At 69.1% G+C, this 10,843-nt stretch carries 9 protein-coding genes; 1 reads left to right on the top strand and 8 read right to left on the bottom strand.

Annotated elements, in window-relative coordinates:
* The 8 genes from E1218_RS05330 to E1218_RS05295 all read right to left on the bottom strand — a co-directional run.
* Positions 1-1,175 (bottom strand): CehA/McbA family metallohydrolase (locus E1218_RS05330; RefSeq protein ID WP_132316820.1); only part of this gene is annotated, 1,175 nt, incomplete at its 3' end.
* On the bottom strand, positions 1,175-2,377 hold the full coding sequence (locus E1218_RS05325; protein WP_132316818.1) for an ABC transporter ATP-binding protein: 1,203 nt from the start codon (positions 2,375-2,377) through the stop codon (positions 1,175-1,177). The genes E1218_RS05330 and E1218_RS05325, both read right to left, overlap by 1 nt.
* Positions 2,377-3,195: a carbohydrate ABC transporter permease gene (locus tag E1218_RS05320; RefSeq protein WP_132316816.1), complete on the bottom strand. Its 819-nt coding sequence runs from the start codon at positions 3,193-3,195 to the stop codon at positions 2,377-2,379. The genes E1218_RS05325 and E1218_RS05320 overlap by 1 nt, the downstream gene beginning before the upstream one ends.
* Positions 3,192-4,163 carry a carbohydrate ABC transporter permease gene (locus tag E1218_RS05315; protein ID WP_233712016.1) on the bottom strand — a complete coding sequence of 324 codons (972 nt, stop codon included), beginning with the start codon at positions 4,161-4,163 and terminating at the stop codon, positions 3,192-3,194. Before E1218_RS05315 ends, E1218_RS05320 begins: the two co-directional genes overlap by 4 nt.
* Entirely contained in the window at positions 4,163-5,587 is a 1,425-nt protein-coding gene (locus tag E1218_RS05310) for an extracellular solute-binding protein (RefSeq protein ID WP_132316814.1), read from the bottom strand. Before E1218_RS05310 ends, E1218_RS05315 begins: the two co-directional genes overlap by 1 nt.
* A gap of 647 nt (positions 5,588-6,234) precedes the next feature.
* Complete coding sequence (locus E1218_RS05305) at positions 6,235-7,002, bottom strand: ricin-type beta-trefoil lectin domain protein (protein WP_165949131.1); 768 nt, start codon at positions 7,000-7,002, stop codon at positions 6,235-6,237.
* Positions 7,003-7,419: 417 nt separating this feature from the next.
* Positions 7,420-7,839, bottom strand: coding sequence for a hypothetical protein (locus tag E1218_RS05300; protein ID WP_132316810.1), 420 nt, complete (start codon positions 7,837-7,839; stop codon positions 7,420-7,422).
* 35 nt (positions 7,840-7,874) lie between these two features.
* Positions 7,875-10,184, bottom strand: a complete 2,310-nt coding sequence (locus tag E1218_RS05295; protein ID WP_165949130.1) for a DEAD/DEAH box helicase — start codon at positions 10,182-10,184, stop codon at positions 7,875-7,877.
* Positions 10,185-10,346: 162 nt separating this feature from the next.
* Between E1218_RS05295 and E1218_RS05290 the strand changes: the two genes are divergently transcribed.
* On the top strand, positions 10,347-10,706 hold the full coding sequence (locus tag E1218_RS05290; protein ID WP_433164956.1) for an anti-sigma factor antagonist: 360 nt from the start codon (positions 10,347-10,349) through the stop codon (positions 10,704-10,706).
* Positions 10,707-10,843: the final 137 nt, after the last annotated feature.

The following is a 10,843-nucleotide window of genomic DNA, read 5'->3' as shown; positions in this document are numbered from 1 at the left end:
GTATGGGCGGTGCGGATGGGGCGGCGGGTGCCGTCGGGGCTGACGACGAGGGTGTTGGGGGCGTCGAGGGCTACCAGGTGTTCGCCGGTGCGGACCACGACGGGGGCCGTGTAGGAGGTGGAGATGGCGGTTCGGCCGGCGGCGAGGCCCTCGAGAACGGCGGTGGGTAGTTCGTCGGGGCCTTCGGCGGAGGCGTCAACGGCTACCCAGGTGGTGGGAGTGCCGGGTGGGGTGAGGGAGGTGTGGTTGTGCCAGTCGCTGCCGCCGATGGGGGTCGTGTCGGTCAGGCCCCAGGCCTGCCACCAGGCGATGGGGCCGCCCCAGCGATGGTCGAGCCAGCTGGAGTGCCAGACCTCGGCGAGTGGTGGGTGCTCGGGGAGTGGTTGACGCCAGGAGTCGTCGCCGCCGAGTGGGTGGTTGATCGAGAGCAGTCCGCCACGGCGGGCGACCTCGGAGACCCAGGTGGCGGCCGGACGGCGGAAGTCGATCACGCCGATGTCGCCGAACGCGTTCGCGTGGCCGGAGTCGGTCGTCACCTCCTGGCCCGGGACCAGCCCGATGCCGAAGGTCTTCCCGAGCGCCGGCAGCTCGGCGTGGTGGGCGATCGTGTTGTGGTCGGTGACCGCCAGGACGTCGAGACCGGCCGCCACACCGAGAGCCGCGAGGTTGGCGATCGGCGTGGAGCCGTCGGAGTGGAGCGAGTGCGCGTGGAAGTCGCCGGCCACCCACTTCAGTCCAGGAGCAGCGGGCAGCGTACGACGCGGAGGCCGAGGAGGTACGGCGATTGCCGCGGTCGCGTCGGCGTACTCCGCGAGACCAGGCACCACGGAGACCGAACCGGTCACCGCCTCGACGACGAGTTCGACACCCTCCACGGGGAGACGGTGCAACCCGATGACCACCCACCACGTGCCCGGCTCGAGGTCGCCGGGCAGGTATCCCGGGGTCGCCGCGGCCGGAGTGATGGCGAACGTACGCCGTGCTCCGCCGGACCATCCTCGCCAGCCGCCGGCGCCCTCGCAGCCGATGTCGATGACCGTTCTCTCGATGTCGGGGACGGTCAGCGTGACAAGCAGACCGGGGCAGTCCACCGGGATGTCGACGGGCAGCGAGTGCCAGATGGACTCGGCGCGGTCGTCGAGCGTCCAGCGACGGCGGTACGACGTGAGTGCCATCAGGCGAGCGTGGCCGGCTGCCGGGCGAGCAGTTCGCCGGACTCCCGGTCGTACAAGAGCACCCGTGATGCCGGTGCGGTCAGTACGACGGTGGCGCCGGGCTCTGGTTCTTGCTCCTCCGGAACCGTCACCCCGATCAAGGAGCCGTCGCAGTCGACGCTCACCAGGGACTGGGTGCCGAGGTTCTCGGCCACCACGACCTGGCCGCGCAGCGCCGGGCCGGTGACGTCACCGATGGCGAGGGTCAGGTACTCGGGGCGGATGCCGACCGTCACCTCCGCCCCCGCGGGTGCCGAATAGGTTGCTGCGGGCAACGAACCCCCGGCGATCGAGACCGTGCCGGCGGGCCCCGAGTCCGGACGCGATCCGTTGCCCCCCGCAACCCCGGCTGTCCCGCCGGAGGCGGAGGCGGAGCCGGCGGAGGCGTGGGTGGTTGCCGGGGTCGGGGTGGCCGTGGCTGCGACGGTGCCGGGGAGCAGGTTCATCGGGGTGGAGCCGATGAAGTTCGCCACGAAGGTGTTGCTGGGCCGGGCGAAGACCTCCCGTGGTGAGCCGAGTTGCCGGAGCTTGCCGGATTCCATCACCGCGATCCGGTCCGCGAGCGCCAGCGCCTCGGCCTGGTCGTGGGTGACGAACACCGTGGTGATTCCCAGGTCCCGCTGCAGTTTCTTCAGGAACGTCCGCGCCTCGAGCCGCAGCCGGGCGTCCAGGTTCGACAGCGGCTCGTCCAGCAGCAGCACCTTGCCCTGGGACGCGATGGCCCGCGCCAGCGCGACCCGCTGCTGCTGACCGCCCGACAGTTGCCCGGGCTTGCGTTCCAGCAGACCCTGCAGCGACAGCTCACCAGCAGTCCGCTCCGCCGTCTCCGCGCGAGTCGACGCGGCGACCCGTCGTACCTTGAGCGGGTAGGTGATGTTCTCGGACACGTTCATGTGCGGGAACAGGGCGTAGTCCTGGAAGACCATCGCCACGCCGCGCTTGCCCGGCTCGGTCCGTGTCACGTCCGTCGCGTCGATCCGGACCGTGCCCTCGGTGGCCTGTTCGAGGCCCGCGATCGTCCGCAGCAGGGTGGTCTTGCCGCACCCGGACGGGCCGAGCAGGGCGAAGAACTCGCCGTCCTCGACGTGCAGGTCCAGCCCGTCGACGGCGCGGACGCCGTTCGGGTAGACGGTCGCGAGGCCCTCGATGTCGATGCCCGCCATCAGCTCTTGATCCCTCCATGGAAGCGGAACCCGTACCGCGAGTTCACCAGCAGGTACAGCACGACGACCGGGATCGAGAACAGCAGCGAGAACACCGGCAGCACCTGCAGGTTCACGCTGCCGCCCTCGTCGGTGAGGGTCTGCATGAGCACCGCACCGGGCTGCAGCTCGATCGACCGGATGAGCAGGAAGGGCACCAGGAAGTTGCCCCAGGAGTTGACGAACGCCCAGACCATGATGGTGGCCAGGCCGGGCCGCGCCACCGGCAGGACGACGTCCCGCAGGATCTGGCCGGTGGACGCGCCGAAGACCCGCGCGGACTCCTCGTACGACTTCGGCACCGCGTCGACGAAGTCCTTCAGAATGAAGATTGCCGCTGGCAACAGCCCGCCGGTCATCACGAGCGCGACCCCGAACCGGGAGTCGATCAGGCCGAGCTGGAACATCATCACGAAGATCGGCACCATCGCCGCGGTCCCGGTGACGACCGACGACAGCAGCAGCAGTCCGTACAGCAACGCGTCCCGGCCGGGGATCCGCACCCGCGACAACGCGTACGACGCCAACGCGGCGAACGCGGTCACGGCGACCGCGGTGGTCACGCAGATGACGAGCGAGTTCACCATCGAGCGCATCGCGTACGGGTGCTCGAGCGTCTTGCGAACGTTCTCGAACGTCCAGTCCGGCCAGTGCACACCGAGCCCGGGCGAGGCGTCGAACGGCGCCGACGCGATCCACAGCATCGGTACGGCGAAGAACAGTGTGATCGCGCAGATCAGGACGTAGAAGCCGATCCGGCGCACCACGAACGTGGTCACGAGCGCCTCCTCAGCAGCCGCAGGTAGATCAGCGAGACCAGCAGGTTCGCGATCAGCAGCAGGAACGAGATCGCCGAGGAGTAGCCGAGCTCACCGCCCTGCAGCGCGACGTTGTAGATGTAGACCGGCACCGTCTCGGACTCGTGGTTCGGCCCGCCCTTGGTGAGCAGGAACGGCGAGAAGTCGTTCGCGGTCCACAGCGAGATCAGCAGCGTGTTGGTGAGCACGTGGCCGCGGATGTGCGGGAACACCACGTCCCGCAACGTCTGCCAGCCCGACGCTCCCACCATCCGCGCCGACTCCAGCTGGGACGGCGGGACCGCCTGCAGCGCGGAGGAGTAGAGCATCATCGAGAACGCCGTACCGCGCCAGGTGTTGAAGATCACCAGGCACGCCATCGGGTAGTCGATCAGCCACGCGGTCCCCGGCGTACCGAGGATGCCGTTGAGGGTGCCGCCGTCACGGTCGAAGAAGGCCACCCACAGGTAGGCGACCACCGTCGACGGCAGGATCCAGGCCAGCAGCACGAAGGCCTCGACGGTCCGGCGGACGGCGGGCCGCGTACGCCGCATCACCCAGGCCAGCGTGAAGCCGAGGATGTTCTGGCCGATGATCGCGGAGCCGAGGACGAACAGCAGCGTCAGCCAGAGCGCGTTGTGGAAGAGCGCGTCGTCGAGGGCCTTGGTGTAGTTCGACAGGCCGACGATCGACGGCGCCACCGCCTCGACACCGGTCAGCCGGTAGTTGGTGATGCCGATGTAGATCGTCCAGATCGCCGGGAAGACCAGGAACGCGCCGATCAGCAGCAGGGCCGGCGCGACGAAGCCGAGGGCCCGGCCGACGCCGAGCCCCGCGACGTCGACGGCCGGACCGCGCCGCTCCGGTCCTGGTCCGGCCGAGCCTCCCGGCCCGGCCGGACCGCGATCCTGGACCGGTTCGACCGGTACAGGTGCGGAAGCCGACGTCATCAGTTGCCGGCGACCTTGTCCTTGCCGCCGGCCGCCGCCTCGACCGCCTTCTGGTACGCCATCGCCGCGGCCTCGGTCGTCTTGCCGCCGACCACGTCCGCGGTCGCCTGCTGCAGCGCGGCCGAGATCTTCGGGTATTCCGCCAGGCCGGGCCGGTACTGCGTGATCGGCAGCACCCTGGTGGCGACGAAGTTCAGCATCGGGTCGCCGGCCAGCACCTCGGCGTTGACGTCGTTGCGCTGGGTGATCTTGGCCGCGCCGTCCAGGGACGCCTTCACCATCTCGGCCGAGTTCATGAACTGGAGCAGCTCCCAGGCCTGCTGCGGGAACTTGGTGTTCGGGTTGATCGCGGTCGCGCCGCCGCCGGACATCGAGACGAAGTCCTGGCCGTCGACGCCGGCGCCCGGCAGGGCGGCCGGGACCAGCGCGTAGCCCACGGCGGTGTCGCGGTCGGCCATCTTGGCCACGCCCTCCTTCGGCTCGACCACGCTGCGCCAGAAGTAGTCGCCCTCGAGCAGGATGCCGATCTTGTTCGCGGCGAACTGGGCGAAGGACTTGTCCCGGCCCTTGGCCTCGCGCTGCAGCACCGGGTCACCGAGACCGGTGGTGTAGATCTTCCGGTAGAAGTCGAGCACCTGGCGCAGCTTCGGGGTGTCGCCCAGCCACTTGCCGTCGGGGTTGATGCCGGTGCCGGTGCCGACCAGCAGCGGCAGCACGCCTTGCATCGTGGTCGCCTCGCCCATCGCCGTACCGGCGTTGAGCTGGATCGGCGTGACCCCGGGGAGCTTCTTCAGCGCCTCGCCGGCCGCGATGATCTCGTCCCACGACTTCGGCTGCCAGTCGGCGGGCAGTCCGGCCTGCTGGAAGAGCTTCTTGTTGAAGTAGAGCACCCGGCCGTCGGTGCCGCCGGGGACGCCGTACCGCTTGCCCTCGAAACTGCCGAGCTGCTGGACCGCCTCCGGGATCTGCTTCCAGCCGTCCCAGTCGTCCACCTTGGCGGCGTCGCCGACGGTGTCGGTGAGCGGCTTGATGTAGCCGGCCTGGGCGAACTCGCCGACCCAGATGCCGTCGATGTTGAACAGGTCCGGGCCGGACTTGTTGGACAGGTCGAGCGACAGCTTCTGCTTGTAGACCTCGTCGTCGGAGCCGTCTCCCTGGAACCTGACCGTGACGTCGACGCCCTTGCCCTTCTGCTCGGCGACGAACTTCGGGATCAGCACGTCCTGCACGAACGTCGCGCCGGCGCTGTTCTTGCCGCCCTTGACCGAGTTCGAGCCGATGGTGAGCTCGACCTTGGTGGCGTCGGCGTTGCGGTTGGCGTCCTGGTCGCCGCTGCCGGACTCGGACGAGCCGAGGCAACCGGTGAGCAGGGCGAGAGCCGCGGCGCCCAGGACGGCCGGGGAGTAGGGCCTCAGTGATCGCATCAGGGGGTCTCCTTGCGAGGTTCGGTGCTGCGAAGTGCCGGTCAAACAGTGACACTCGTCCGCGACGATGTGAAGACTTTTACCAGACGCCGGAGAAAACGTTGTCAATCATTGCCCGGATGCCGCCGGCAACCTTTCGGCCCGGCGTACGGCGGGTGACGGCCGGTTATCGGGGATGCGGGGCCCACGTCAAATCGCGCGCTCGCGGCGTGCGTTGCGGAAGGGTTAAAGAGTCCTCAAGGTTCTATGGCAACAGGTAGCTGACTAGATACACAAAGTAACAACAACCTGTAGCGTCCTTGCCGATCGGTTCAGTGGATCGGAGGTGAAAGACATGCTGTTGCACGGACTGGCTTGCCTTCTCGAGGACCTGCTCTGGCACTGCCACCATCACTGCTGGTGGTGACAGGCCCGGCCGACTGGTGACGGACGCAGACGAGACGGGCGGACGGTGACCACGACCCGAGGCTCCCGCTGACGCGCAAGCAGCGGGGATCCACAGGCCGAACCCGAGCACCGGTTCCGGACCGCATCATCACCAGACCACAACTGAAGGAGGTGTCGATCCGAAGGAGTGAGAACGACAGCCGGCCCCGACGACGTCGGGGCCGGCTGTCCTCTGTGTGGCTGAGAATCCTCCTCGCGGATCAGCGCTGAGCCAGCTGCATCATCTGCTTCGGCAGCACCGACATCTGAGCCGGGATCGGCGTCTTCGGCCGCACCAGCTCGAGCAGACTGGATGCGGCGTTCGCGATCGGCAGTGGCAGGGCCAGGCCCAGGGAAGCCAGCAGCGCGTTCACGAGTGCCAGCACCGCACCCAGGATGTCCAGACCCGGGAGCGGCAGCGCGCTCCAGCCCTGGACCGGTGAGCCCGACGCGGACATGCTGCCGGTCGGCTGTGCCTGCTTGGCTTTCCCCTGGCCGAGCAAGGACGTCAGGGCGAGACCACTGGCGGCGTTCACGAACGTGCCGGCGCTCTCGTCGTAGCTCCACTTTTGCCCGTCGCCGTCACGGCAGGGCAGCACCAGCAGCGGCGCGTCGGCCGGAACCTTGGCCAGATCCGCCCCGCTGTCCAGGCAGGCGCCGGTCGAGGCAAGGGCGCCACCGACGCTCTTGCTCATCGCCACCTGCAGCTGGCCGGAGTCGGTGTAGATCCACTCCTGGGTCTTGCCCTCCTTGCCCGGGGCGCAGGCCATCATGACCGCCATCGGGACCTTGGCGGCCGCGACGAAGGTGAGGCAGTACCGCGTGTCGGAGCGGGTGGCGATCTGTTTCGCCACGCCGACCTCGACCCCCGGAGATGCCGATGGGGCCGGCTCCGGGTTCGCGGCCTGCGCCGGTACGGCGGTGGCCAGCGCGACGCTGACGGCGAGAACCGTCACGCCGGTACGGCTCAACAACTTACGGATGATCAAGACAACCTCCAGAGGTCGTACCATCTCGCGGCGTCAGGTCGTCGGGACCCCGATCGCGCGAGTCCGCCCGGCTCCGGCTCCGGTACCGCGGCGACACCCTGTGCGCTCAGGGTGAGCTGCGGGTCGGTCCCCCGTGAGGAGGCGGTATGGCCCGGACGGCCGATGGTGACTCAACGCTACGTTGACGCCACAACCAGTAAGGCACAGGAGGCTGCCGGGTGGTTATGGCTGAACTGGGAAACTTGATGCCAATGGCAACTAACTGCCAGCATGAAATCGTTGCGCAGGGCATCGAAATCGGGCCGCAGGATCGCCGTGCCGCGGCCGAGCGGTGGCTGTGCGCCGATCGAAACCTTACGGCAATCTGTGGAGATCCGGTAGCTCCGGGCGTTGTTCGATGCCGTCGGCAACAGAGTCTCAGTGCGGCTGTTTGGTCTCGGTGGAGCCGTCGGCGGTGGGCCGCTCGGTGGCCAGGTGGTCGTCCGCCGGCGGCTGGTCTCGGTCGGTGCTGAGCTCGGGAGCGGCGTCGCGGTCGACGTCACTCTCGGTGACTGCGGCGGTCTTGGTGTCCTCGGTGGTCTCCGTGGTCTCTGCCTGGGCGCGGAGCTCGCGGATCTCCTTGCGGCGGCGGTAGCCGCGGCCGAGTCCCTTCTTCGTCAGCCACAGGCCGAGGATCAGTGTCGCGCCGGCCAGCCCGCCGAGGACGAACACGGTCGCGACCGACACGCCGAAGTCGACGCCGAAGACCTCCATCGTGGTCGACAGGGTCGACGTCGCGACGACTCCGAGACCGAACAGGACGGCAAGGATGATGAGGACGATTCCGAGAACGGCCATCACGGGCTGCCTCTCTGCCAGCCGCGGCTGGCTGTTCAGGCCTCACTGCTGAGCAATGCGGTGAGCAGCGCGACCGCGCCGCTCTTGTCGAGTGGGGTGTTCTGGTTCCCACATTTCGGCGACTGTACGCAGGACGGGCACCCGTCCGCGCACTCACAGTGTGCAATCGCCGCACGTGTCGCGGTCAACCACTCGCGCGCCGCGGCGTACCCGTGCTCGGCGAATCCGGCGCCGCCCGGATGGCCGTCGTACACGAAGACCGTGAGGCAGCCGGTGTCGGCGTGCCGGGCGGTGGAGACGCCGCCGATGTCCCAGCGGTCGCAGGTGGCGAACAGCGGGAGCAGCCCGATCGACGCGTGCTCGGCCGCGTGGGCCGCCCCTGGTACGTCGTCCAGGCCGAGGGTGGCCACGCACGAGTCGGGCACGCTCCACCAGACCGCCTTGGTCCGCAGGGTGCGTTCGGGCAGGTCGAGCGGCTGTTCGTCGAGTACGTCGCCGGTCGCGATCAGCTTCCGCTGGAACGAGATCACCTGGCTCGTCACCTGGACCCAGCCGCGGGACAGCTCCGCCGTACCCCAGGTGCAGGTCTCCTCGGTCGCCAGGATGCTGATCTCGGTCACGTCCCGGGCGAAGGTGGTGTAGTCCGGTGCGGCCGGCTCGACGACGGCGGCGTACCCCTCGAGGTCGAGGGTCTTGACCAGGTAGGACTCACCGGCGTGCACGTAGACCGCGCCCTCGTGCACCGACGAGTGGGCCGAGCCGCCGTCGACCGTGCCGAGCAGGCGACCGGTCTGGTCCTCGACGATCTGCACCGTCTTGCCGCCGGCCGAGCGGATGTCGATCGCGTCCACCGCCCGCTCGCGCCGGGTCCAGAACCAGCCGTGCGGCCGCTCCCGCAGCAGGCCCTGGCGGACCAGTTGGGCGATCACGGCGGGCGTCGTACTGCCGAAGATCTCGTGGTCCGCGGCGGTCAGCGGCAGCTCCTGGGCGGCGGCGCAGAGTTGGGGGCCGAGCACGTACGGGTTCTCCGGGTCGAACACCGTCGCCTCGACCGGACGTCCGAAGATCGCCACCGGATGCCGCACCAGATAGGTGTCGAGTGGATCGTCGCGGGCGACCAGGAGGGCGAGCGCGTCACCGCCGGCGCGGCCGGCGCGTCCGGCCTGCTGCCAGAGCGATGCGCGCGTCCCTGGCCAGCCGGACAGCAGTACGGCGTCCAGCCCGGCGATGTCGATGCCCAGCTCGAGAGCGTTCGTGGCGGCGACACCGGTGAGTCCACCGCTCTGCAGCATGCCCTCGAGGCGACGGCGTTCCTCCGGCAGGTAGCCGGCCCGGTACGCCGACACCTGGTCGGCCAGCCCGGGGTCGAGCTCGATGAGGTTCTCCCGCGCTGTCATGGCGACCGACTCGGCCCCGCGCCTCGACCGGACGAACGCCACCGTCCTGACCCCGGTGACCACGAGGTCGGTCAGCAGGTCGGCCACCTCGGCAGTGGCCGAGCGGCGTACCGGAGCGCCGTTCTCGCCGCGCAGGGAGGTCATCGGCGGCTCCCACAGACCGAACGAGATACCGCCACGCGGCGAGCCGTCGTCCACGACCTCCACCATCGGCAGGCCGGTCAGCCGCTCACCGGACACCGCCGGCTCGGCGACTGTCGCCGATGCGCAGACGAAAACCGGATGAGCGCCGTACTGCGCGCAGATCCGCCGGAGCCGCCGCAGTACGCCGGCCACATGGGCACCGAAGACCCCGCGATAGTGGTGGCACTCGTCGACCACGACGTACTGCAGGCAGCCGAGGAAGCGCGCCCAGCGCTGGTGGTTCGGCAGGACCGAACGGTGCAGCATGTCCGGGTTGCTGAGCACGTACGTCGCGTGGTCGCGGGCCCAGTCGCGTTCGGTGCGTTCCGAGTCGCCGTCCAGCGTGGCCGCTCGCAAGCCGGGCACCGTGTACGACGAGACTGCCCGGAGCTGGTCGTGCGCCAAGGCCTTCGTCGGCGACAAGTACAGAACAGAGGCCGTCCGGCGATGCGGTGAGGCGGCCTGGGCGATGCTCAACGTGGCGAACGCGGGCAGCAGGTACCCGAGTGACTTGCCCGACGCCGTTCCGGTCGCGACCACTACGTGCTTCCCGGCGTACGCCGCCTCGGCGGTGGCGGCCTGGTGCGTCCAGGGCGCGGTGATCCCGGCGTCCGCCAGCTGACCGAGGACCTCGGCCGGCACCCACCGCGGCCAGTCGCACGTCCGTCCGGGCCGCGACGGCACGGACTCGACGTGGGTCAGCCGGTCGTCACGGCCGACGGCAAGGCGCTTCAGCACCGCCGCCGCCTCACCACCCGCACGCATACGGCGAGCCTAGTGCCGGCCACGGACAGCAGCAGTCCTGGTGCACGGGTCACCTGCACGCGCCGGATGCACGCGGCATTTTGGGGGTGGACGTCGACGCGAGGTGTCGCGAGATGAAAGAGTTTTCGGAGACGGCCCTACTCACGGTCCGTACATGGTTGAATGCAGCAGTTCACGGGATCGGAGGCCGAAGTGGATCTGTCGCTCAACGCGCGCGCCGAGGGCGGGCGGACCGTCATCGAGGTGGCGGGGGAGATCGACGTCTACACCGCACCGAAGCTCCGCGAGAAGATCGCCGCGCTCGTCGACGACGGTGTCCACCACCTGGTGATCGACCTGGAACGCGTGGAGTTCCTGGACTCCACCGGCCTCGGCGTTCTCGTCGGCGGACTGAAACGGGTGCGCACCCACGACGGATCGCTGTCCCTGGTCTGCACCCAGGAACGGCTGCTGAAGATCTTCCGGATCACCGGCCTGACCAAGGTCTTCGACATCCATCCGGACGTCGCCTCAGCGATCTGATCCACGCGAAAGGTATCCCTGGTACTACGAAGAGTGAACCTCTTGATTGACACCGAAGGTATGGCGTAGACCACCCACTCGTCAGGTCTGGTCGGATACCCGTTAGAGTGACCCACCGCGCCAGTCACGGCGCTGTG

This window comes from Kribbella turkmenica (assembly GCF_004348725.1).
GTDB lineage: Bacteria > Actinomycetota > Actinomycetes > Propionibacteriales > Kribbellaceae > Kribbella > Kribbella turkmenica.
The sequence above is the reverse complement of the archived record's forward strand: the minus strand, read 5'-3'. Positions and strand labels throughout refer to the sequence as shown.

What these genes read in the sequence shown, in the direction of transcription:
- E1218_RS05325 (WP_132316818.1), bottom strand. Translation starts at nt 2,377, where the DNA reads ATGGCGGGCATCGACATCGAGGGCCTCGCGACCGTCTACCCGAACGGC.
- E1218_RS05315 (WP_233712016.1), bottom strand. Translation starts at nt 4,163, where the DNA reads ATGACGTCGGCTTCCGCACCTGTACCGGTCGAACCGGTCCAGGATCGC.
- E1218_RS05310 (WP_132316814.1), bottom strand. Translation starts at nt 5,587, where the DNA reads ATGCGATCACTGAGGCCCTACTCCCCGGCCGTCCTGGGCGCCGCGGCT.
- E1218_RS05300 (WP_132316810.1), bottom strand. Translation starts at nt 7,839, where the DNA reads ATGGCCGTTCTCGGAATCGTCCTCATCATCCTTGCCGTCCTGTTCGGT.
- E1218_RS05295 (WP_165949130.1), bottom strand. Translation starts at nt 10,184, where the DNA reads ATGCGTGCGGGTGGTGAGGCGGCGGCGGTGCTGAAGCGCCTTGCCGTC.
- E1218_RS05290 (WP_433164956.1), top strand. Translation starts at nt 10,347, where the DNA reads ATGCAGCAGTTCACGGGATCGGAGGCCGAAGTGGATCTGTCGCTCAAC.